At 44.3% G+C, this 22,983-nt stretch carries 19 protein-coding genes; 12 read left to right on the plus strand and 7 right to left on the minus strand.

What is annotated here, in order from left to right:
* Window positions 1-80 precede the first annotated feature (80 nt).
* Window positions 81-1,652: a cryptochrome/photolyase family protein gene (locus tag DYD21_RS19135; RefSeq protein ID WP_116038621.1), complete on the minus strand. Its 1,572-nt coding sequence runs from the start codon at window positions 1,650-1,652 to the stop codon at window positions 81-83.
* Between the two features lie 154 nt (window positions 1,653-1,806).
* Here DYD21_RS19135 and DYD21_RS19140 point away from each other — a divergent pair, with 154 nt between their 5' ends.
* The 4 genes from DYD21_RS19140 (at window position 1,807) to DYD21_RS19155 (ending at window position 5,248) form a co-directional block, all read left to right on the plus strand.
* Window positions 1,807-2,184, plus strand: a complete 378-nt coding sequence (locus DYD21_RS19140) for a BlaI/MecI/CopY family transcriptional regulator (protein ID WP_116038622.1) — start codon at window positions 1,807-1,809, stop codon at window positions 2,182-2,184.
* Between the two features lies 1 nt (window position 2,185).
* Window positions 2,186-3,892, plus strand: a complete 1,707-nt coding sequence (locus DYD21_RS19145; protein WP_116038623.1) for a M56 family metallopeptidase — start codon at window positions 2,186-2,188, stop codon at window positions 3,890-3,892.
* A 259-nt stretch (window positions 3,893-4,151) separates the two neighbouring features.
* Complete coding sequence (locus DYD21_RS19150; protein WP_116038624.1) at window positions 4,152-4,334, plus strand: PspC domain-containing protein; 183 nt, start codon at window positions 4,152-4,154, stop codon at window positions 4,332-4,334.
* Between the two features lie 65 nt (window positions 4,335-4,399).
* Window positions 4,400-5,248, plus strand: coding sequence for a hypothetical protein (locus DYD21_RS19155; protein ID WP_116038625.1), 849 nt, complete (start codon window positions 4,400-4,402; stop codon window positions 5,246-5,248).
* A 30-nt stretch (window positions 5,249-5,278) separates the two neighbouring features.
* Here the strand turns inward: DYD21_RS19155 and DYD21_RS19160 are convergent, their stop codons facing one another.
* A complete protein-coding gene (locus DYD21_RS19160; protein ID WP_116038626.1) occupies window positions 5,279-6,001 on the minus strand; it encodes a hypothetical protein in 723 nt (240 codons plus the stop codon).
* A 226-nt stretch (window positions 6,002-6,227) separates the two neighbouring features.
* On the opposite strand from DYD21_RS19160, the gene DYD21_RS19165 reads away from it, so the two are divergent.
* Entirely contained in the window at window positions 6,228-8,003 is a 1,776-nt protein-coding gene (locus DYD21_RS19165) for a DUF2207 domain-containing protein (protein ID WP_116038627.1), read from the plus strand.
* 246 nt (window positions 8,004-8,249) lie between these two features.
* Here DYD21_RS19165 and DYD21_RS19170 read toward each other — a convergent pair whose 3' ends face one another.
* Complete coding sequence (locus tag DYD21_RS19170) at window positions 8,250-8,921, minus strand: AsmA family protein (protein WP_116038628.1); 672 nt, start codon at window positions 8,919-8,921, stop codon at window positions 8,250-8,252.
* A 516-nt stretch (window positions 8,922-9,437) separates the two neighbouring features.
* On the opposite strand from DYD21_RS19170, the gene DYD21_RS19180 reads away from it, so the two are divergent.
* Window positions 9,438-9,737: an isoamylase early set domain-containing protein gene (locus DYD21_RS19180; protein WP_116038630.1), complete on the plus strand. Its 300-nt coding sequence runs from the start codon at window positions 9,438-9,440 to the stop codon at window positions 9,735-9,737.
* A gap of 111 nt (window positions 9,738-9,848) precedes the next feature.
* Here the strand turns inward: DYD21_RS19180 and DYD21_RS19185 are convergent, their stop codons facing one another.
* Window positions 9,849-10,982 (minus strand): YncE family protein, encoded by a 1,134-nt coding sequence (locus DYD21_RS19185; RefSeq protein WP_116038631.1) that lies wholly within the window; start codon window positions 10,980-10,982, stop codon window positions 9,849-9,851.
* A gap of 288 nt (window positions 10,983-11,270) precedes the next feature.
* Between DYD21_RS19185 and DYD21_RS19190 the strand changes: the two genes are divergently transcribed.
* On the plus strand, window positions 11,271-12,731 hold the full coding sequence (locus DYD21_RS19190; protein WP_116038632.1) for an NAD(P)/FAD-dependent oxidoreductase: 1,461 nt from the start codon (window positions 11,271-11,273) through the stop codon (window positions 12,729-12,731).
* Complete coding sequence (locus DYD21_RS19195; RefSeq protein ID WP_116038633.1) at window positions 12,724-14,433, plus strand: iron ABC transporter permease; 1,710 nt, start codon at window positions 12,724-12,726, stop codon at window positions 14,431-14,433. The genes DYD21_RS19190 and DYD21_RS19195 overlap by 8 nt, the downstream gene beginning before the upstream one ends.
* A 14-nt stretch (window positions 14,434-14,447) precedes the next feature.
* Here DYD21_RS19195 and DYD21_RS19200 read toward each other — a convergent pair whose 3' ends face one another.
* Together DYD21_RS19200 and DYD21_RS19205 are read right to left on the minus strand one after the other, a co-directional pair.
* The gene (locus tag DYD21_RS19200) at window positions 14,448-15,344 is read right to left on the minus strand and encodes a patatin-like phospholipase family protein (RefSeq protein ID WP_158607377.1); all 897 of its coding nucleotides are present in this window, start codon (window positions 15,342-15,344) and stop codon (window positions 14,448-14,450) included.
* 432 nt (window positions 15,345-15,776) lie between these two features.
* Window positions 15,777-16,796 (minus strand): Fe(3+) ABC transporter substrate-binding protein, encoded by a 1,020-nt coding sequence (locus DYD21_RS19205; protein WP_116038635.1) that lies wholly within the window; start codon window positions 16,794-16,796, stop codon window positions 15,777-15,779.
* Between the two features lie 151 nt (window positions 16,797-16,947).
* Here DYD21_RS19205 and DYD21_RS19210 point away from each other — a divergent pair, with 151 nt between their 5' ends.
* The gene (locus tag DYD21_RS19210; protein ID WP_116038636.1) at window positions 16,948-17,937 is read left to right on the plus strand and encodes an asparaginase; all 990 of its coding nucleotides are present in this window, start codon (window positions 16,948-16,950) and stop codon (window positions 17,935-17,937) included.
* 88 nt (window positions 17,938-18,025) lie between these two features.
* Here DYD21_RS19210 and DYD21_RS19215 read toward each other — a convergent pair whose 3' ends face one another.
* Window positions 18,026-19,360 (minus strand): S8 family serine peptidase, encoded by a 1,335-nt coding sequence (locus DYD21_RS19215; protein WP_158607378.1) that lies wholly within the window; start codon window positions 19,358-19,360, stop codon window positions 18,026-18,028.
* Window positions 19,361-20,153: 793 nt separating this feature from the next.
* Here DYD21_RS19215 and DYD21_RS19220 point away from each other — a divergent pair.
* The 3 genes from DYD21_RS19220 (at window position 20,154) to gmk (ending at window position 22,983) form a co-directional block, all read left to right on the plus strand.
* Complete coding sequence (locus DYD21_RS19220; protein WP_116038638.1) at window positions 20,154-20,864, plus strand: ribonuclease H-like domain-containing protein; 711 nt, start codon at window positions 20,154-20,156, stop codon at window positions 20,862-20,864.
* Between the two features lie 657 nt (window positions 20,865-21,521).
* Window positions 21,522-22,403 (plus strand): YicC/YloC family endoribonuclease, encoded by an 882-nt coding sequence (locus DYD21_RS19225; RefSeq protein ID WP_233505590.1) that lies wholly within the window; start codon window positions 21,522-21,524, stop codon window positions 22,401-22,403.
* Window positions 22,396-22,983 carry a guanylate kinase gene (gmk, locus tag DYD21_RS19230; RefSeq protein WP_116038640.1) on the plus strand — a complete coding sequence of 196 codons (588 nt, stop codon included), beginning with the start codon at window positions 22,396-22,398 and terminating at the stop codon, window positions 22,981-22,983. Before DYD21_RS19225 ends, gmk begins: the two co-directional genes overlap by 8 nt.

Raw genomic sequence — 22,983 nt, forward strand, 5'->3', positions numbered from 1 at the left:
ACTGGAATAATGTAATAAACGGACAATTCACCGGATGAAGCGAATTCATCCGGTGAAGATCCTCATCCGATGACACGAGATCAATCTGAACTTCTGCCGAGGTTTTCCAGAAATTTACGGCTGGATTCGCGTATCTCTTCTTTCTGTTCTTCCGATTTTTTGTTGTCGAACATATTTACCATAAAATTTACGCGCCCGCTCTCATTAAACGTATCGCGCTGTTTATCCACAAAATTCCAGTAGAGATAGTTGAACGGACAGGCTTTTTCCCCGGTCTTTTTAGTTACACTGTACTCGCAGTTTTTGCAGTAGTCGCTCATTTTGTTGATGTAGTTCCCGCTCGAAACATACGGTTTTGATGCGAGCACACCACCATCTGCAAACGTGCTCATTCCGAGAACATTCGGCAGTTCCACCCATTCGTAGGCATCGATGTAAGCAAACCAAAACCACCGGTTGAGCTCACGCGGATCGGTTTCCGTGAGATTACTGAAATTGCTGAGAATCATCAGCCGCTGAATGTGGTGCGAATACCCATCCGAAATTACGGGCCGGATACTTTCCGCCATGCAGCGCATTTTTGTATCACCGGTCCAGTACATATCGGGAAGCTTGTTTTCAAATCCAAAATGATTGGCATCGCGAACATCCGGCATCATCGCCTCGTAGTAGATCCGGATAAACTCTCGCCAGCCCAGAATCTGCCGGATAAACCCTTCAACTGAGTTCAGGCGGGCATCACCCTTATCGTAAGCCTCCAGCGCTTTTTCGCACACCTCCTGCGGAGTCAGCAGTCCATTATTCAAGTAGAGCGACAACTGGGAATGAAAAAGTTTATGATTGCCGGTTTTCAGAGCGTCCTCGTACGGTCCAAACTCATCAAGCCGGTTTTCAATAAAATCCTCCAGAAGTTCCAGAGCCTGTACACGCGTCACTGCATACGGAAAATGATCGAGCTCCCCGAAGTGATCCGGAAAATATTCCTGAACCATATTGATTACCTCTTCTGTGATCTCATCCGGTTCAAACGTTGGAATATCCGGAACGGGATGATTTTTCGGAAGAGACTCACGGTTCTGATCATCATAATTCCACTCCCCTCCCTCGGGATTGTCTCCATTCATCAGGTAGCCCGTTTTTTTTCTCATCTCGCGATAGAAATACTCCATGCGATATCCCGAATCAATTTTATGTTTCCACTCATCCGGATCCGCAAAAAAGAAGTTGTTGGGAATTTCAGTTACACTATCACCAAACGATTTCTGATGATTTCTAAGGCGCTCCCGGCTGTCCCATTCCGATGGAGTCATGAACCAGAGTTTGGTTTTGCCGGGGTTGATCAGCTCTTTCAGCCCATCATCAAAATGAGCACTCGTCGAATGATATAAGACCGGGAAACCATCTTCTTTACACTCCAGTGCAAAATGGCGCATGGAACTGAGAACAAACGCTGCTTTCATTTTATGATGCGGAATCTCCTCACCCTTTTTCCGGCTTTCCATAAAAATCAGCAGTGGTTTTTCCTTCCTGATCCATTCCGGCCATACCTTAAGATTTAGCTGATCATGCAGGATAAAAACTGCTTTAGAGTGATTATCAAGGTCTTTTCTTTCAATATTTGTGTCAATCTGTTGTAGAAATTTTCGTGCCATCGACCCTGAAGTATTTGATTTTAATGCTGTTTCTCACTCAACCTGACTTCTTTCCATACACGTTCCTGAAGTGCGATTTTTTTTAAAAGTTATTTGACTTTTTCATTTTTTACTAAGTTATTAGTATTACAAACTTAAAACAACTAATTGCTCTATGAAAAAATCATTAACACCACTTGGCGAAACAGAGATGGAAGTTTTGCACCATGTTTGGAAACTTGGGGAAGCTTCTGTTGCTGATGTACGCGAACGAGTATTGGAGAACAGGAAAGTCGCCTACACTACCATAATGACCGTTATGAAGAACCTGGCAGACAAAGGGTTTTTGAAATATCGAAAAGAAGGAATCAGCTACATCTACAGTGCAGCGATTGAGGCGGAAGATGTTCAATACAATCTTGTAGATGGAATTGTGGATAAAGTATTCCACGGTTCAGCAAAAGATCTTGTGCAAACACTCGTGAAAAGTGAGCAGCTTACCGACGAGGAAAGGAATGAAATCAAAAATATGATTAACTCCATGGAGGATTGATATGGAGCTTTGGTTACAGCAGTTTACCGAAATCAGCCGAGCCTTCTTCTACTTTGCCTGGTTGCCGCTGGTTATCTGGACGCTGCTTGCGGGCACGATCCTGGTCGCATTACGCTCGGCCGGCAAGCTGCACGCCCAATACCACTACCACATCCGACTGGCACTGATTGCGGGTCTGCCGCTTGGTCTGCTCTCTACCTGGGGAGTAGATCAGGTGTCTGCCCTGCTTACAGCAGCTGGTGCTGAGGCAGCATCACTTAAAGTAATTGCTGTTATGGCTCCAATAGAGACGGGAATTTCCACGCAGTCATCAACGATATTCCCTACACTTACTGATCTGTTCTTCTTAACGACCGCTGTAATACTACTTTTAGGAATAGTATGGATGATGACTATTCGTCTGAAACAATATTTTCAGCTGCATTTACTGAAAAAACAGCTTCCGATGGATCGTCTCACAGATTACTCTTTCCTCTCAAAAGCTAATCAGGATCTGACCGGGCAAATGCGGCGGGAGATCCGAATCGGTTTTCTGAAACAAGACATCATACCGGTTACCTTTGGTGTAAAAGATCCGGTAATTCTGGTTCCTGAGTCTTTGAAGCAAACACCGGAAAAACTTGACCTTGCCATCCGGCATGAACTCACACATATTCAGAATCGCGACTTTGTTACTCACCTGCTAACCACAGCAATACAATCTCTTTTCTGGTTTCATCCTCTTGTTCACCTCATTTCCCGGGAACTTGTGGATTACCGTGAAATGCGCTGCGACAGCATAATTATTGGCGATAGCAACATCTCAAAAAAACAATACGCTTCACTCCTATTTGAGCTGCTGCCAATGCCCAATCTTAACCGTCAAATTTCCGTAAACATGGCACAACAATCATCTAATCTGAAAGAAAGAATTGAACGAATAACCCGGCAGAACAGAAGCCAGGTACTCCCAAAAAGATCAAGCCTCACCATTCTTGCAACATTGCTTGTAACACTCACCCTCGTAATGGCTTGTACTGATCTGCAGACACAGGCTGTTTTTGATGAAGAGGAGCTTGACCTGATGACCGACATTGATCGGTCCGGCGAGCGTGGTTATCACCAGGTTATCATTTACCTGGGTGATGAGGGGCAGTCAGACAGGCATGAAAATGCAATCAATCAGCTCAACCAGCTGAAACCGGAGCACATTAAGGAAATTGAGATCCTGAAAGGATCGGCTGCCACTGAAGCTTTTGGTGACCGTGCAGAACACGGTGTTATTCTTGTAAAAACCAACCAGGATGCACAATCCTATAACAGGACTCTGCAAACCCTTGGTATGGAACCGGACCTCTCCGTTCTTAATGAAATACAAAACAGTGATGCCCCCGATGATTTCTTTGTTGTTGTGGAAGAGATGCCGGAACTGATCGGAGGACTTGCTTCCATTCAGCAGGATATCCGCTATCCTGAAATGGCACGCCGGGCAGGAATTGAGGGACGTGTTTACATACAGTTCATTGTAAATGAAGAGGGGGATGTTGAAAACCCTCAGGTTATTCGTGGAATTGGCGGAGGCGCGGATGAAGAAGCACTTCGAGCTGTGCAACACGCTAAATTCAAACCTGGAATTCAGCGGGGACGACCGGTTCGGGTACAATACTCGCTGCCTGTAGTTTTCAGACTTCAGCAGAATGAAAACAGTGAGGATGAAACCTCAGAATAATTTACTGGTGAATGTTTGAAGAGATCCTTCTCATCTTTTTTCAAAAGCGGAATCTGTCGATTCCGCTTTTTTTATTTCACTACGTTTAGATATTAAATAATGTAAATTCAAACCGTTTATACCCTAAACTGACTATAGTAAGGTTTGGTTTTAAACCCTCAGATGATTTTATTGGTTCTTTAAAAAATAAATTGAAACCCGTTGGTTATATATCCGTAACAGGGCTAAACCGGTTTAAATTTGACAAGAAGGACCCCATATGGCAGCTAAGCTTAGAAAATCACGCACCAATAAAATGCTTGCCGGCGTTTGCGGTGGTATCGCCGAATATATCGGCTGGGATGCTACTATTGTGCGTATCATCTATCTCGTATTGATATTCTCGTCTTTTGGAACCATGGTACTGTTCTATTTTATTCTCGCATTAATTATGCCCGATTAAATTTTCTCCCTCTTTTCTGCTATTATATAATTGGTTTTTCATCTTTCGATTAAACAAATTTTCAGATGAAAGTATTGGTTGCAGGAGATATCACAAGAGGTGAACAGTGGGAAACGTATCTCAGAAGCCGACTTTCTGTTTCTGAAGTAATTGTGGCTTCTGAATTTCGGGGAGAAACTGTGGATGCGGTTATCCTGCTCGATCAGTCTCATGATCAACTGGAGATACTTCTTGAAATCGTAAAAAAAGTACTCCCCGTTTTTCTCGTATCATCCCTTCACACCGATAGAAATATGCTGCAGAAAGTATACCACGCTTCGGAAGAAGCCGGTGTTCCGGTTCAGTTTTCACACTGGAGCAGTTACTCGTCCATGAGCCGCTGGATACGAAAACACCTCAACTCCGCTCCCCGATTCATTGAAATTCAAAAACATGACCGAAATCGTTCGGTTCCAGACAGAGATGACTTCCGGCGTATTTGGAGAGATGAACTTGCCGTGATTACATCCTGGCAAAAAAGTACAGTACAACAAATCACCGCTCACCCCATTCAGCTGACAAAACAACGAATCGGGATTCACTGCACGATCCGGTTTGATAACGGTGCTGTTGGAGTTTTGAACTACCACAGTGTATCACCAGCGGACAGCCACCAACGCACCTTTCAAAACCGGGATACGCTTATTCACTGCGATATTCTATCGCAAAAATCAACCCGGTATACTCCGATTGAAAACAGCACGGTACTGAATTCCGATCATCGCACCTTTGATCCTCACGATAGTGCTGAAAACTCAGTCGATTCGTTTATACGTTCGATTAAGAGCGATAAACCGGGTGCCTTTTCAATAGCTGATGCACTACAGGCCGCACGGGTTGCTGACCGGGTTGAAGAGTTACTGAAACGCGTATAAACAGCCGCTGTATTGGAATATCGATCTAAATCAAGAGTAGATTTTCTGCATCAGTTTCCGTTTTGCTACCGGCAGTATCGTCTGTTTAAAGGAAAAGTCCAGATCTGTTTGAAACGAAAATGTAGCCGGATTAGGCAGTTCTCTCTCTTCGCGAATCAGGTCCAGTTTAACGGTATTTGGAGAAATTTCAACGACGTTTTTTTGGAGTGATTTCAGAAAAGTGGTTTTTAATGAACGATATCGGTCTTCAGCACTTTTAAAAATCGAGACTTCAAACCGAAAAAGATTGAGTTTCCGATGCTGATTATCGGGCAGAAAAAAGTACCCCTCCTCCATGTAGCTGGGTACAATCCCCACATGCTCTACCGAAAGTTTTTCGGATACAAATTCATGTATGGCCACCCCTTCGTGGATCGTTTTTTCTATATGAGGGAGCGCCCAATTTATCAGTTCTTCAACGTTTTGAAGGTCCGTTCCATCCACAAACACCACCTCGTGTTCGATAGCACTGTTCACCCAGTCGATTTTACTGATCCGTTTTGGGAACTTATTCCGAAGATCGCTCAGCCGTGAAATCACATCTTTAAGAGTACGGTGCAACCCCACCAGCTCACTCAGGTGCGGATATACTTTGTAATACTGGAATTCCGATGAGATTTTTTTCAGCTCTGCCAGTATCGTATACTGGCGCTTTTCGAGATCGTCCTGTACTTTGGTGAAAAGGTTAAGGTTCAGTTTAGTTGATAAGTTCATACGGTCCTCCTGCGATGATCTGTGGTAATAGCTTATAAACGCTATTTAAATGAAAGCATTTTGTCAAGTACTATTGTTATTTCAGCTTCTAATTTTTTATCGGGTCTGCACGTCAATTTCTTAATAGAAGGTATATCCTCTCTAAACTTCAGTTATCAGACAATCTGATAACTTTTTTACATCTTCCCCGTATAGAGAATTCTGAAATTCAATTAACCCGCTTGCAATGAAACGAATCACTACCTTACTGGCACTGATACTTCTGATAGCTTCCGCACCTGCAGCCGGTTCCAATTATGATATACCTGAAGTCAGTGTGAATATTCAGATTCATGAAAACGGTACTGCAACCATCAGCGAGCACCTTACCTACCGGTTTGACGGGTCTTTTAGCTGGGCGGAGGCGAACATTGCAAAAGAGGGCTTTTCCGAAATCAGAAATATTCGCGTATCTGAAGGTAATTGGTCTTATCTGAATGAAAACACAGAAGAGCCGGGTACATTTTCTGTATCTGACCGAAATAACAGTGTGGATATACGTTGGCACTACAGCGCGCAGGACACATCCCGCACGTTCACCATAACCTATGAGCTTACTGATGTCCTGACTATTGGTCCCGATCATTCACAATTTTACTGGCATTTTCTCGGCAGCGGCAGAGATAAAGCCACCGAAAATTTTACGGCAACTATTCAGTTACCCGGTTCACCGGACAACTCAGAAATTCATACCTGGGGACGAGTATCTGAAGATCGCTTTTCGATTTCGATTGATGATGGAACCGTGCTCGCTGAAGGCAATCAGCTATCCAGAAACGAAACCGCCGCTGTCCGAATACTGTTTCCTACCGCGGTTCTGGATACTGAATCCGTCTCCGTTACCGATTCAGACTTTACACTTGCCGGTGTAGCGGCCGAAGAGGAAGATCGAATCCGTCAGGCTGCAGAGAGAGCTGAACGGGACGCATTTTACGCTTCAATTACACTTGAAGTAACGATTATTATCAGTCTTCTCAGCATTTTTATATTCGTTTTACTGTATAAAAAGTACAGCACACGATTCAAAACAAAAACGATATCCGACCGGGAATCACTGATCATACCGGATCAAACTCCACCGGCACTTTCAGGAAAACTGATTAACCATCATATGATAACAGGCCACCACTTTGTATCCACAGTTTTTGACCTTGCCCGCCGCGGCTGGTTCGTGATTGAAGAGCAAAAACCTGAAGATAAAAGGGAAAATGGGTGGTTTTCATTTGAAGACAATTCAAAAAGTAAATTCATTATTTCGGATAGCGACGAAACACCCTCTGACGATCTTAATCTGTACGAAAAAGAGACTGTGAGATTTGTAAAAAAACAGATTTCAGAAGGTGTATCAGAGTTTAGTAAACTTCTTTCTGAGGGAGGATATAAAACATCTCAATGGTTTTCCGGCTGGCAAAAATCTGTGAAAAAAGAGTTCGATAAGTTGAAATGGGTTGATAAGGAGAGCTATAAAGCAGTGGGCTTTAATGTTGCGGGGCAGCTGGTTCTGATCGGTGCCTCCATTTATATACTTGTTATGGGGACTGAGATCGCGATGATTGCGCTGGGTATTACCTTTTTGATGTGCGTTTTCTCATTTGCAATGGTTCGCCGAACCGAATCGGGTGAAAAAGCGTATCGAAGATGGAAAGCGTATGCAAAGGGATTGAAAAACGCAGATAAGCGAACCGTCCGTATGGAGATGATGGATCGCCACTTTATCTACGCTACAGCTTTTCAGCTAAGTGAGAAAGAGATAGAAACTCTGATCGGTTCAACTGACCAATCCGCCTCTTTTATATTCCCCTGGATAATTCTCACACAGGGATCCATTCATACTCCTGCTTCCGTGGCCAGTTCAGTCTCTACCCTTGCTGCGTCCGGTACGAATTCATTTTCGGGAATTAGCGGCGGCGGCGGTGCTGTTGCAGGTTCGGCCGGTGGGGGAACGTCTGCGAGTGCCGGCTGATTTTTTGTATGAACTTGAGTTCTATTAATATTGTCTTATTTAAATTTTAAAAAGTGGCAGATACTGTCCAAAAGAGCGTCATCCCGTACTTGATACGGGATCTACTATCCCTAATACAAACAGGAGATACCGGATCAAAGTCCGGTATGACAGTACTGATGATAATATTCCTTGTTTTACGCTCTTTTGGACAGTATCAGCCACTTTTTTACTCAGTTTTTAAAATCGAGCTAAGGTTATGATGTTTTAGTTGAAAAGATCCCGGATTGCATCACGGAGCTGCTCTCCGCCGCTTTCAATTGCGGCCCTCAAAGCGCGCTCTCCTACTTCTTCAGCGATATCGCGAACAATATCTTCAACAGCCTGTCGTCCGCCTCCCCTGCCGAGATCGTTTAATTCTATCTCTGCAATTTCAACTTCAGCAGAACGCTCACCGCCTACTTCCGTGTAAAGATCAACCCGACCGTTTTTTAAGAGAAAATGTTCGATAATCATTTCTGAATCTGACGTCTCGAACGATTCTTTACTGCCGATATGATTGAGTATCTGTTGTATATTATTATCAGGAAGCTTTTGTTCAACATAAATAAAGGGGGATTCAACGCTCAGTTCATGAATCACAACTTCATCCGAAAAGAGAGACCATACGTCGAGTTCTACATGAAGATCATCTACCTCGAACGCATAATCCTGAGCATATCCATCGGGGTTCGCAACACGAAAACCGTGAATCGAGCCTTTTCCTGAAAATGGGGATATCGATACGCGATCAACCGTTACCGCTGTCCCGGTCAGTTCGCTGCCAATCTCTTCAATATTTGATTTAATGATCGAATCGATCGTGAATGTCAAAATCAGAAACAGCATAATCAGAACTGCTGCCAGACCAATCAAACCATATTTTATAATTTTGCCCATATGTTGTTGATTTTTGTTGATTTTTGCTCCATCTCATTCGTTTCAATTCAAGCCATAACAGGAAGTTCCAATAGAGTTTCAGAACCCTGCAATGAAATTGGTTTGCATATACAAATAGTGAATTTAAAAGCCTATTTTAAAATTAAATTAAAGTTCAATGGTTAGTTGAACAAAAAAAAAGACACATTAAAAAAAACTTTGATTAACCGTTTATTTATAAACCCTTCACGTACTATAATACCTTTTTTGATGATTAAAGGCTTGATATTACCCTTGATAGATGCCTGTATCACAAAAACATTATTCTTTAAGAAAAAAGAAAAAAAAGTTTTCAGGATAAGACAGGAATCGTTTCCACACCAACTTAATAAAGGTAAAATCAAATTTAAGTTAACTATTTTTAATCACATACGTTGTAATAGCGATGTTTAGAACGACCATATTATTTATTTATTTAAATAATTTAGGTACCTTTATATTTGTTACTCACTATTCCTAAACCAACACTTATTCTCTATGCTCGAAAGAACATTCACACCAAAGCGAACCGTCTGCAAAGTAACATTTTCCGTACCTTCAGAATGGGCGGGATCTGAAGTAAGCCTTGTAGGAGATTTCAACGACTGGGATCAATCCGCCGATAAACTCAAAAAGAAGAAAGACAAGTGGGAGATCACAAAACGACTGAAGCCCGAAAATGAATACAGATTTAAATATCTGGTTGATGGCGAAGAGTGGAAAAACGACGACTCCGCTGACGCCTACATCCCGAATGATTTTGGAACGGAGGATTCAGTAGTGGAGATTGGGAAGTAATAACAATCATCTCTCATTTCAAGAACAAATTTTAGAAAGAAATGCTAAAAAGCCTGTGTTGACTATTCAGCACAGGCTTTTTTACTGTCTCAGATCACCGGTTTTGGAAGTTTAATTCTCCATAGGAATAAAAATTCCATGAAAGTCGCCCATCTCTGCATCACCCAGTTCAATTAAAGAAATCAATTCCCGTGATTCTACATCCAGAATAGAAATACCCGTTCGTTCACCAACAATGTCATGCGGGATTGTGGGTGCGGGATTTGGCCCCCGGAGTGTTAAAAAAGCACGATCACTGCCTGGCGACATTGTGATCAAATCCGGAGTACTGCCTACAAATTCGATTTCATCATATGTGTGATCTTCATCCCGAATTGTATCAAGCGGATGAATGGTTACATTATCACTTACGCGATGTACAACCCAAAGTTCATTGCGTTCCCGATCTACCCAGGCTCCATGAGAATCCTGTCCCGTATCTGAGAGATTGTGAGTGGTAACGAGCTCAGGTTCACTTCCTGAAAGATCAAAAACGTATAGCCAGGAAGAGTGCATATCACCGGCTGTGACGTAAATTTCACCTTCAACTGGAGACTCTGCAAATCCGCATCCATGTTCTGCAATTTCATCTTTACCCCACGCTTTGCTCACTCTCCATTCATCAAGATCAACCAGCGCAAGCCCTCCATTAAACAGGGTTACCATTTTATATTTTCCATCCGGTGTGAACCCAGCACATACAGGTCTTCTGCTTGGAAATTGTTCATCATCTGCCAGCAGCGGTTCTGCCTTTAGATCCAGAAAGCGGGTCACTTCCCAGGTATAGCCGTTATTGGTTTCATTTCTTACAATTTCCGATATCGTTTCACCCTGATCAGGATTTCCATTTTCATCTATCTCTTGCGGGCCAATATTGGATACGTAGATGTAATCAGTTCGGGCCGGATTTGGCTGGGCTGCATGTGGTAATTTACCAACACCACTCACAACAGATACAGTTTCTCTGCTTTGGGAATCCAGAACGGTTACATCGCCGGAAACCGTATTGGCACTGTAAATGAACGGATCAGGCGGGATTCCCCAGAGCATATGTGGCCGCTCTGCACCGCCAAGTTCATCCTGGGTCATTTTTTTCACCACATCACCGTCAGGATCTAAGATGTAGAGTTCATTTGCATTTTGATCGGCAGCCCAAACAAAGTATTCTGGTGATTCCGCATCATTGCAAGATTGCAAAATTAACATACAAGATGTGATTGCAAATAAGACTAAAAAACTTTTATGAATACATATTTTCAAAGTATTTGATTCCATGTTCCCCGGGTTATTATTTCAATATTTAAACCATAACTGATAGCATAGATCGAAAATATATAGAATAGATCGATATTCATATCCATATTTCTATATCCTGAAAGTCACCTACAGTTTTTCAATCTCTTCATTCAAACATAAACGCCCCACCATTATTTCAGGTTTGACAGGTGTTTCCGTACCTTACGTCTGCAGTTCTGCTTAACCAATTTTATACCTTTGGCTGACTCACATATTTATGATGCGGTAGTTGTAGGATCCGGCCCAAACGGTCTGGCTGCTGGAATTCGTCTTGCTCTTGAAGGACTTGAAGTCAAAATCTTTGAAGCTGAGGATACTGTTGGCGGCGGAATGAGAACCCGCGACCTGATGCAGCCCGGAGTTATACATGATATCTGCTCCGCAATCCACCCAATGGCAGCCGCATCACCTTTTTTAAGCCGCTTGCCGCTGGAAGAATTTGGGGTGGAATGGATCACACCGGAATTTCCTGTGGCTCATCCGCTCGATGATGAACCGGCAGTGATTATGCAGCACGATATCCGGAAAACGGCAGATGAGCTGAACGGGGATAGTGAAATGTATCGATCTATTCTCGAGCCTGTTGTTAACAATTTTTCCGATCTCACAAATGATTTCCTCGGGCCGCTTACAATTCCCGATCATCCCATCAAACTGGCCCGATTTGGCCTCCAGGCAATTAAATCTGCAGAACGATTTCAGCGTCAATTCCAAACGCCAAGGGCGAAAGCACTTTTTGCAGGACTTGCAGCGCACAGCATTTTGCCGCTTAGTGCAACTTCCTCGGCTGCGATCGGGATCGTCCTGGGTGCTGCAGGTCACAAAGTTGGCTGGCCGCTCCCCAAAGGCGGATCGCAATCCATCGCCGATTCGATGGCGGCCTATTTTGAATCTCTTGGCGGGGTGATTGAAACCGGGCAAAAGATTGAATCGCTGAAACAGCTCCCGCCACACCGTTGCTGCCTGTTCGATCTCACACCAAGACAGGTTTTACAAATTGTGGGGGATGAATTTCCCAAATACTACAAAAAACGTCTTGAAAAATTCAGGTATGGGCAAGGCGTGTTTAAAATAGACTATATCCTTAGTGAGCCGGTTCCCTGGAGTGATCCGCGCTGCAACAGAGCCGGTACCGTACATCTCGGCGGAACGTACGAAGAAATTGCCGAGTCGGAAAAGCAGATGAGCAGCGGTAAACACTCCGATAAACCGTATGTTCTGGTTGCTCAGCAAAGCCTGTTTGATGAGACCCGAACCCCCGATTCCCGCCACACGTTATGGGCTTATTGTCATGTGCCGCACGGTTCAGAGCGGGATATGACCCTGCAGATTGAGAACCAGATTGAACGTTTTGCTCCCGGTTTCCGCGATATTGTTGAGGAGCGGCACACGATGAATACAGCTCAGTTTGAGGAGTATAATGCCAACTATTTCGGGGGAGATATCAATGGAGGTAGCCAGGATATCTGGCAGCTTTTCACCCGGCCGGTTCATCTTATCAATCCATACGCCACACCGGCCGAAGGCATCTATATCTGCTCCTCATCAACTCCTCCCGGCGGTGGAGTGCACGGGATGTGCGGATACCACGCGGCCATGCTCGCCCTTCGAAAAGAATTCGGACGATCTAAAAAAAGAATGAAGTTCGGCAATGATTAAAAATCTGGTTGAGCTTACAAAACGTTCAAGGTTCTGGCAATCACACAATACACCGGATACCGGTTCTTCCGCATGGAATTATGTCACCCTGGGGATCGCCCTGCTGGTATCTATTCCCATTTTTACGATTATCGCCAATTTGTTTGTTTCAAGCGGTGATGTGTGGCAGCATCTCGCTTCCACAGTTCTGCCGGATTACATAACAAACTCACTATGGCTGATGATTGGCGTGGGAATTGGTGTGTTTGTCATCGGGGTGGGAACCGCCTGGCTGGTGACGATGTGTTCATTTCCCGGGAGCCGCCAGTTTCGCTGGCTGCTGATTTTACCGATGGCCGTTCCCGCCTATCTCCTCGCCTACACCTACACCGATTTTCTTGCCTTTACCGGCCCGGTACAAAACGCCCTTCGCGGAATAACCGGCTGGGGATATGGCGATTACTGGTTCCCGAACATCCGATCGCTGTGGGGCGCCATCGTATTGATGTCACTCGTTTTTTTTCCCTATGTGTACCTTCTCACACGCGCGGCCTTCCTGGAACAATCCGCATCACTCCTTGAAGCGAGCCGAAGCCTGGGGGCATCATCAACACAAAGCTTTTTCAAAATTGCGCTTCCGCTTGCACGTCCGTCTATCGCAGCCGGCATGGCACTCGCACTGATGGAGACACTCAACGATTTCGGAACAGTGGATTATTTCGGAGTTCAGACGTTTACTACGGGAATCTACCGTACCTGGTTCGGTTTGGGTGAACGGGTAGCCGCCGCACAGCTATCTGCTTTCCTGATGATTTTTATCCTCTTCCTGATTTTGCTCGAACGCTGGTCCCGGTCTAAAATGGATACCAAACAGAACAGCACCGGTCGCTACAAAAGGCTCACAATCTATAAACTCAGCGGGTGGAAAGCCTGGGGAAGTACACTTTTTTGCTCCATTCCAATTCTATTTGGTTTCGCCATTCCAGTGGGCATTCTGGTTGAAATGATGATCACCAATTTCGACAGTGCCGTCGATTCACGTTTTATTCAATTCAGCCTCAATACCATCCTTGTTGCCATCATCGCAGGTTTTGTCGCCCTCCTGGTTGCGCTGATCCTTGCATACGGCACCCGCCTGAAACCGACTTGGCTTACAAAATCAGCCACAAAAATAGGCTCGATGGGATACGCCATTCCCGGATCGGTGATCGCAGTGGGTATTTTGATTCCGTTCGGATGGGCAGACAATACACTCGACAGCTGGATGCGCGATACCTTCGGAATCTCCACCGGACTGATTTTGAGCGGTTCCATCGTAGCGCTGATTTTTGCATACGTTGTACGATTTCTCGCCGTGGCTTTTAATACTGTGGAGGCAAGCCTCGGAAAAATCACACATAACATGGACGAAGCGGCCCAGGGAATGGGCTTCAAGTATGGAAAAATCCTCAGAAAAATCCATATTCCTATGATGTCCGGAAGTCTCTTTGCAGCAATTATGCTGGTGGTTGTGGATGTTATTAAAGAACTCCCGGCCACACTAATTGTGCGCCCGTTCAATTTTGATACGCTCGCTGTTCAGGTCTACCGGCTGGCATCCGATGAGCGGCTGGCAGAATCATCCGGTGCCGCGCTCGCAATCGTCCTGGTTGGATTGATTCCCGTTTTCATTCTCAGCCGTTCTATCGCTAAGACACGTAAGACTGATCAGGATAAAATCTAAACCGGCGCAATTAATTACAGCGCCATCGACACCGCTTCCCGCCCAATAGCGATGTTCCGGTTTGCCTGTTCGTTCGAAAAGTTCAGGCTGTCTCCCAGTGGTTCATGAGGAGAGTAAAGCTCAGCTTTGTAGACTTTATACGGCTCGCCATTGCTTTTTTTAAGAACGGCACCCTGTTCTTCTGCCTGTCTGACGAGATCATTAATCTGGACAAATTGCCGCAGATCTTTCATAAAGATCTCCTCCAGCATAATATTCAGCGTCTGTATGGATATATCCACCAGGTCTTTCACCTTCCTGCGTTCGCCATTCCCTTCAAAGGGACGACAGGTTATAAACACCACTTCATTAGGAGTAAAGTCTTTCAGGATTCTGCCTACCGGGTTGATATGGCGAACTCCACCATCCACATGCAGCTCATTATCCAGTTTGATCGGATCAAAAACCACGGGAATCGCCGTGCTTGCAATCACAGCGTCAAGGTGATTCCATGGCACCATCATTGGCCGGCCGATATGTTCTTTATAAGCGCCGGTCTCAATATTCACCGTGCCACAGTAAAAATCCATCCTGAACTGGTTGCCGACAGACTCCCGTAGTTTTTTTCGAAGCGGTGTATTATCAAAAAAACCAAGTGTTGGTTTATCTACGCCTAGTTTATGCAACAGAAAACTTCTTGCTTTTCGGTCAATTCTGCGCCTTTTCAGCACCTGTTCTTCCCTGAGTTCCTGCCAGATTTTAACCAGATCATCCGATTTACCTGTAGCCACCATCACGCCATTCAGGGCTCCAACACTAATGCCCGCTACTGCATCCGGTTTCCATCCCTTTTTTGTAAGCTGCTCAATCACACCGGCCTGAAATGCCCCTTTTGCACCCCCGCCGCTCATTATTAGTACTCGATTTGCCATATTCATCTCCGTTAATTCCAGTTTTTGACCTATTGAGGCTCTCTCTGCTTTGCCCCATATCTCGAAATGTAGGAAATTTAACGGTTTGTACATAAGGTAAATAAATACCTCAGCCCTAAAAAAACCGTTTAGCCTCACTTTGTACAGATCGTGTAACTACCTGATGAAAAGAGTCTAATGTCAGGGCAATTTTGATTTGCCAAGTCAATCAAATAGCCTCATCCGCTGACTGTTCACGTCATCGGATGAGTGGATAGGGCTACATGTTACTCTGTCAGCTTATGCGATGGATTATGTAAAGGTTGGACAATTCACCGGATGAAGCGAATTCATCCGGTGAAGATTTACACTAAACATACCCGTAGATACATCAAAAACACGACACCAAACGGTTTAAAAAAATCATCTTTTTATGGTATAATCCGCTGATTTTTACCGCCAGCCGGCACGGTCCATCAAGCGAATAGCATCCGGATTGTTTGCTCCATAGGAGGTTACGTTCACCGCATCGCTTTCAAATGTACCGAACTCATCCAGTACACCCGGTAGTTCCATCCCATCCAGAATGGGAAACTCATTGTTTGCAACGGAATAGAGCTGCTGCGCATCTTCAGTGGCCAGGTACTCAAGAAAACGGATAGCATTTTCACGGTTTGGCGAATTCCGGGTAATTCCCGCACCGCTGATGTTTACATGTGCGCCGCCATACTCCTCACCCGGAAAATAGATCGCAACCTGGTCGGCTACATCACGGTCTGCCTGGTTGGATGAGTTCACCAGTCGCGCCAGGTAGTAGTGATTGGCAAGGGCAATATCGCACACACCTGCAGCAACCGCCCGGATCTGATCCGTATCACCGCCCTGTGGTGTCTGTGCAAAGTTGGAAACCAGGCCGCGCGCCCACTCTTCAGTATCCTCAATCCCATGAGTTTCAATCAGTGAGGCAACCAGCGACTGATTGTAGATATTATTCGAGGAGCGCACGCAAAGTCGACCCTCCCATTTCTCATCGGCCAGCTCCCAGTATCCTTCCAGTTCAGATACATCCACGCGGTCTTTGTGATAAATCAGCCCCCTCACGCGCCTGGATAGCCCGATCCACTCGCCATCCGCATCACGGAGCTCTTCGGGAATTACGCTATTTAACTGATCCGACTCATACGCCTGAAGCACTCCCGCCTGTTTGGCGCGCCATAACCGTCCAGCATCCACCGTAATCAAAATATCGGCCGGACTGTTTATTCCTTCACTATTGATTCGCTCAATCAGCTCGTCACTTCCGCCTTCAATCAAATTAACCTCAATACCGGTCTCCTCCGTAAAATTTTCATAGAGTTCCATATCCGTATCATAATGGCGGCTCGAATAAATGTTCACCTCATCGCCCGGAGTACAAGAGAAGATTAAAAATGATATCAATACCCATATCGCAGTATATTGGAACTGTTTCATCGAAAGTGATCGTCTGTTTTAAGTGATGTTTTTATTTAGACCAATTCTAAATAATAATCCTCTGAGTGTCAACCTCTATTTTTTTTGATACTGCTTATTGTTCAGAATACTTTCCGGCGCTTGTTCAGAAATCATCAACGTTTAAGGCTTCATGAAAAAAATCCAGCTCATTCAAACCGGCGGCACCATTGCCATGCACTCCCATGAGGGAAAACCCGAACTCGATATCAACAAGTTCACGAACCTGCTCCATAAAGAGATACCAGAGCTATCCGAGATTGCCGATCTGAGTACAGAGCAGCTTTTTTTTAAGGATAGTTCGGACATCACACCCGGCCACTGGAAAACGCTTAGCCTCCATATCAGGGATAATTATGAACGGTTTGATGGATTTGTGGTCCTGCACGGAACCGATACCATGGCCTATACTGCATCAGCCCTTTCTTTTTCTCTTACCAATCTTGGAAAACCGATTATTTTCACCGGCAGCCAGGTACCGATGAGCAACATCCGCAGTGATGCACACCGGAATGTAATAAACGCCGTGGAACTGGCCACGCATCCTGTGTTTGATGTGGCGATCTGTTTTAACGACACTCTCTTTAGAGGTAACCGCTCTACCAAAATGAGCATTGGTGATTTCAACGCCTTTACATCGCCAAACTACCCTTCACTGGCGGAAGTGGGAATTGAAATTTCGCTCAATACAAAATATTCCAAACCGTCGAGTGACCTTCGGTGCAATCCTCTTTTCGATAACTCCATCCATGTTGTAAAAATCTATCCCGGGCTCAACCCCGAAATGCTCAGCTGCATCGATTTGTCACGCACAAAAGCGGTGATTCTGGAAGCGTTCGGCAGCGGCAACGTTCCGGTAGATGACGGGCACAGCCTGATTCCGTTCATGGAAACGTGCCGGGAGTACAACTGTCATGTGATCATCACTTCGCAGGCGCCATATGACTCAGTGGATCTGAATCAGTATAAAAGCGGCAGGGAAGCCAAAAAGATAGGTGCCCTCAGCGCCGGAGATATGACCATGGAAGCAACCATCACGAAGGTGATGTATCTTTTGGGCGAGGAAATGGATGAAGAGACCTTCAGAAGTGAGTTTGAGAGAAATATTGCGGGAGAGAGGTAGAAGACATTTCAAAAAAAAACGGGCAAAGACTAACGCCTCTGCCCGAATTTTACTTTCTTAAATTAACGGGTTCATTGAATCGAAGATTCTACAGCCCAACAGCGGTTGCTGCATTAACTCTTCCCTGTCCATAGAACGGGCTACGACCGTTACCATCTATTTTATCAGACGCACGTTCAAGTTCCCTGGATAGCTGAGCGGGATTTATTCTGGGAGTATCTGCTTTAATCAGTGCAGCTACACCTGCTGCGTGAGGTGAAGCCATACTCGTGCCTGAAAGACCTAAAATAAAAGCGCCAGTCTGACATTGAGGAATCTGAAGACTGAAAGTTGAACATCCAGCCCATACCGGGGATGCAAATCCTCCGGGTGCAGCAGCATTAATCGCACTTCCAAAGTTTGTATATGGAGCTACTGCGTCTATATTTTGCCATGGTCCATTTACACCCGCTGTTGCTTCAGGCCCGGTTGCCGACACACAGAAGACTCCCGGAGCGTCACAATAAGAGGCAAAAAGGCTTGGTGCTCGTAATGATCCGCCCTCAACAGGAACGATATTACGATTCAGATCTACTGCTGAATTTCCGGCAGCTACAACGATCAGTGTACCCTGCTGACGCACATAATTAGTCACATTATTGATCAGTGAAACAAAACCGGGGTTGGCACTCTTTAGAAAGAGTCCACCCAGACTCATATTCGCTATATCTGCGCCATTATCTGCAGCATATAACATACCTGCTAATACTGCGCCGGTTGGACAACTTCCGTTAACATTACAAACTTTCACTCCCATCAGTGTGGTTTTTGAAGTGACACCCGCCGCTGCTAACGCATTACTACTTACTGTGGCTGCTACGTGAGTCCCGTGATAGTGTAAATCTGCTATTGGATGGGCACCGGGGAAAATTACATTTACTATAGCATCATCGCCGGGAATGAATGAAACTGAACGGTCCAGGTCAACCAGGCCCGCAAGATCAGGGTATGTATAGTCAATACCGGTATCCAGAATAGCTACAGTAACATCTGAGGAACCTGTTTTACCTGCAGCCCATGCATCAGGTGCAGAAATGGCGTTCAGGTGCCACTGTCTTGCAAAGAAAAATGCAGTTTCAGGATTGTCATTCATTATTCCCAAGTCAGAAATTTGTGCATCATGAACTCCGTCAGTTTTGATAGACTCCAGTTGAATTTCAACTTCAGCTTCAACCAGACTTACTCCGTTTATACCTGCAAGTTCAATTGCTTCTTCTTCACTAATACCGCTGATCAGTGCAAAGCCGGCACCCTCATGAGAAAAGAGAATTTCACCTCCTTTCGAGGCTACAAACTCACCAAGATCCCTGCGAATAAAGTTTCTGTTTGCTGCCAGTATAAAATTTCCAGTTTCAGCATTTATTTCAGATGCTGAGTTGCCCATAATGGAGTTTAATTCAGATGTTTTGCTCTCCGATGTTTGCGAATCCAACACCGTATTATCACAACCTATTAAGATTGCTGTAAGTAAAATTACAAGGAGTGGGAGATAAAATAGTTTATTGATTCTCATAGCGTGTATGATCTTATTTAAAGTTTAGTAAGTATTTTAGTGTCAAATATTTTTCTATTTTTATTTTTACGAATAATAGAATGATGCTAATTAACATATTTTAATAAATCTGAAATAGTTAGTATTTATTAATATTTGTATGCGAATTATAAGTACATGCATATCAATCTCTTAATTGAATATTACCTACAATATTTTTTTAACTGGCTCTTCATTTTAAAAAAATGGAGAGAATCCTTGATTTAAAGCATTTTAAAAAAATTGAATTTCTTAGCATTCTTAGAGGGCTTTGCAAAACCAGGGATTTTGTCATAGTTCAAGACTAGAGTGGAATCGGACCCGGAGCGTATGTACAATACGTGAGGATTTCGATTCCACGATAACACCGAAATTTGACGAAAGCACGGCTTTGCAAAGCCCTCTCTTAGTGCCTGTGTTATTTTGAAAGAGAGCTTATAGAATGCCAGACATAATTCTGGTTTAAAGAATTGAACACAGCGAACCTGGAGCAGTAACAGAACAGAGTTATGGTAAATCGAGCCAACTGTTTATACTCCGAAGTTAAATAGGTCTGCAAAGGCATAAAAAATGAAAATGAAACAGAAATCTGTATATTTTGGAAATTGACTTTTAAAAATCTTCCATCAAATTTCTGATATACGTTATGTTTTTTGTATTCGATGTAGAAACCATACCCGATTTTCAGTTTCTCAGGCAGGTATTGAATAATCATGATGCGGCCGAAGATGACCTTCTTATTGAGGCAAGCGAGCAGTTGACGCGAAATAACAGCGGATTTCTTCCGCCAATGTACCACCACATGATCTCATGGGTTGGCCTATGGGTGGAAAACACCGGAAAACCGGTGAAAAAAGTTGGGTGGAACGGAACTGACGAAAAAGAGGGACTGGTTCAGCTATTTGATGCGCTGCTCACCTACAAAGATTTTGGATTGATACACCACAACGGCCGCGGATTCGACCTGCCGCTGATCACCTATCGCGCGATGCATCACAACATGCAGATGCCGGTGAGACTCAGCCACTACGATATTCGCTACCGCTTCAGCAAGGCGAACATTGATCTGATGGATGAATTCAGCAATTACGGCGCAAGTTCCTATCCAAAACTGAAACACCTTGGCCACCTGATCGGCGTTCCATTTAAACAGACGGGAGAAGGCAATGAAGTACTGAAGATGTATCGCAACGAAGAACTCGAAAAAATTGAGCATTACTGTTATGAAGACGTGATGGCCACCTACGTTGTCTGGCTGCGGATGAAATATACCACAGGTGATATTTCGGAGGATGTATTCAGCAACCTGAATGAACGTGCTATAGCCAAACTTCGCGAAATTCAGGGGCAGGAATAGCCCATTAATGTTCTATTTCGATTTATGTTGAGAAGCCTTCATTGCATGTTTTCTGAAAATCTTTGACAATTGCCTTTTTACATCTATCGGTATTTTTCAACAGTTATAGATGAATATAAAGCCATCAGTCAGTAAATCGTTATGTATAAGAGGGCTTTAATTTCTATTTCTACACATATTATAATTATAAGAATTATAGTTTCAGGTAAATATCTATGATATAGACCAGAATCCAACCGGCCTTGGCAGTGTGAATGAGGTGGGTAGGTTGACCGGAGCGTATGAGATTGCTTGTATAAAGCACACCGGCCGGATCTTTTAAACTCTATCTGAGAGTTGCGGACCATTGCTTTATACATCTCATAGCGGAGGGAAACCTCCGAATGAGCAATGGCACAGCCCGGTGGTTTTTGGTTACTTTTTGACACCAAAAAGTAACAGGCTAAAGTAATTGTTACGATCACACGATTTCGTGTTACCCATACAAAATAGAATAGAGCAAATTTTCGAAAAACTTATCCGATGACTGCGAGGTTGTACATCGTTACACAACACTCCCCCATCAATCTTCATTGAAACAGGGATAGATTTTGGTCCCTCTGATATCTACCTTCTATCTTTATTTATTCAACCACAAATTTTGCAAAAGCAACGTTTATGATACGATCCATGACCGGGTTCGGCCGCGGTGAAGCCACGGTGAACAACCTCCGAGTTACCGTAGAAATTAAGACACTGAACAGCCGCTATCTCGATATATCCCCCCGGATTCCGGGATCTATCCAACAGAAAGAGCTTGATTTAAAGGAGATTATTCAAAAACATCTGTCCCGCGGAAAGGTTCTACTAAATGCATACGTCGACAAATCTGCGCTTGGACTGATCGACACCACATTTAATGAAGATAAGTTGCGTAATTATGGTGAAATGCTGCACGAAATGCGTCAGATTGCCGGTATTGATGATCCGCTGAAGATGGACCATCTGTTGAATTTTGAGGATGTATTTGAATCACGCAAAGAGGATGAATCACTCATCGAAAATATCTGGAAAGGGACGCAGGAGGCTACGGCTTCGGCACTTGAGCACCTGAACACCATGCGGCAAAAAGAAGGGCGGGAACTGCAGGACGACCTCACAAAGCAGATTCAGGATATTTCCAATCTGCTTGAAAAAATCACAGAACAATCGAGCCAGCGTGCCCCGGAGACACGTCAAAGATTAACGGAGCGAATTCAAAAAATGGTTTCCGATGACCAGTTCGATCCCGACCGAATGGAGATGGAAATCGCCATCCTGGTGGATAAAATGGATATCAACGAAGAAGCTGTTCGCCTGCAGTCGCACCTCAAGTTTTTCCTTGAAGCCCTGGATAGCGGTGATTCTGTCGGTCGCCGGCTGAATTTTCTCTGCCAGGAGATCAACAGGGAACTTAACACGATCGGCTCAAAGGCGAATGATTCTGAAATTGCCCATCATGTGGTAATTGGCAAAGAGAAACTGGAGCAGATCAGAGAGCAGGTTCAAAACATTGAGTAGCAACCGAGGCAAAATCATTATACTTGCAGCACCCAGCGGCGGTGGTAAATCTACAATGGCAAAACGGTTGCTGAGTGATTTTCCGCAGATCAAATTTTCGATCAGCGCCACAACCCGGCAGCCGCGTGAAGGTGAAAAAAATGGTGTGGATTACCACTTTCTCACCCGAAAAGAGTTTCAGCAGCGCATTGATGACAACCGTTTCCTGGAATGGGAAGAATTTTACAATGGCACGATGTACGGTACGATGAAAGCAGCCGTTGAATCTGAACTGAATAAAGGCTATTTTGTTATGCTTGACGTTGATGTATTAGGCGCTTTGAACGTGAAAAAAATGTATGGCGAAGAAGCCCTCTCCATTTTCATCTCACCGCCATCAGTCAGCGTCCTTGAGGAACGGTTGCGAAACAGAGGCACCGAATCGGAAAAATCTTTAGCCTTGCGTCTCGAACGTGCGAAAAAAGAGATTTCTTACGCTGACCGTTTCGATATTGAGATTATTAATGATTCACTTGAATTGGCTTATTCTGAAATCAGACAGGCCATTCAAACATTTATTCAAAATAGTAAAACAGAATAA

It is taken from the genome of Rhodohalobacter sp. SW132 (assembly GCF_003390325.1).
Taxonomy (GTDB): domain Bacteria; phylum Bacteroidota; class Rhodothermia; order Balneolales; family Balneolaceae; genus SW132.

Bases quoted from the DNA above. Each gene is read 5' to 3' on its own strand.
- DYD21_RS19185 (WP_116038631.1), bottom strand. From the start codon at position 10,982: ATGTTAATTTTGCAATCTTGCAATGATGCGGAATCACCAGAATACTTT.
- DYD21_RS19170 (WP_116038628.1), bottom strand. From the start codon at position 8,921: ATGGGCAAAATTATAAAATATGGTTTGATTGGTCTGGCAGCAGTTCTG.
- DYD21_RS19145 (WP_116038623.1), top strand. From the start codon at position 2,186: ATGGAGCTTTGGTTACAGCAGTTTACCGAAATCAGCCGAGCCTTCTTC.
- DYD21_RS19200 (WP_158607377.1), bottom strand. From the start codon at position 15,344: ATGGCAAATCGAGTACTAATAATGAGCGGCGGGGGTGCAAAAGGGGCA.
- DYD21_RS19135 (WP_116038621.1), bottom strand. From the start codon at position 1,652: ATGGCACGAAAATTTCTACAACAGATTGACACAAATATTGAAAGAAAA.
- DYD21_RS19220 (WP_116038638.1), top strand. From the start codon at position 20,154: ATGTTTTTTGTATTCGATGTAGAAACCATACCCGATTTTCAGTTTCTC.
- DYD21_RS19160 (WP_116038626.1), bottom strand. From the start codon at position 6,001: ATGAACTTATCAACTAAACTGAACCTTAACCTTTTCACCAAAGTACAG.
- DYD21_RS19155 (WP_116038625.1), top strand. From the start codon at position 4,400: ATGAAAGTATTGGTTGCAGGAGATATCACAAGAGGTGAACAGTGGGAA.
- DYD21_RS19195 (WP_116038633.1), top strand. From the start codon at position 12,724: ATGATTAAAAATCTGGTTGAGCTTACAAAACGTTCAAGGTTCTGGCAA.
- DYD21_RS19205 (WP_116038635.1), bottom strand. From the start codon at position 16,796: ATGAAACAGTTCCAATATACTGCGATATGGGTATTGATATCATTTTTA.
- DYD21_RS19225 (WP_233505590.1), top strand. From the start codon at position 21,522: ATGATACGATCCATGACCGGGTTCGGCCGCGGTGAAGCCACGGTGAAC.
- DYD21_RS19140 (WP_116038622.1), top strand. From the start codon at position 1,807: ATGAAAAAATCATTAACACCACTTGGCGAAACAGAGATGGAAGTTTTG.
- DYD21_RS19215 (WP_158607378.1), bottom strand. From the start codon at position 19,360: ATGGGCAACTCAGCATCTGAAATAAATGCTGAAACTGGAAATTTTATA.
- DYD21_RS19210 (WP_116038636.1), top strand. From the start codon at position 16,948: ATGAAAAAAATCCAGCTCATTCAAACCGGCGGCACCATTGCCATGCAC.
- DYD21_RS19165 (WP_116038627.1), top strand. From the start codon at position 6,228: ATGAAACGAATCACTACCTTACTGGCACTGATACTTCTGATAGCTTCC.
- DYD21_RS19150 (WP_116038624.1), top strand. From the start codon at position 4,152: ATGGCAGCTAAGCTTAGAAAATCACGCACCAATAAAATGCTTGCCGGC.
- DYD21_RS19180 (WP_116038630.1), top strand. From the start codon at position 9,438: ATGCTCGAAAGAACATTCACACCAAAGCGAACCGTCTGCAAAGTAACA.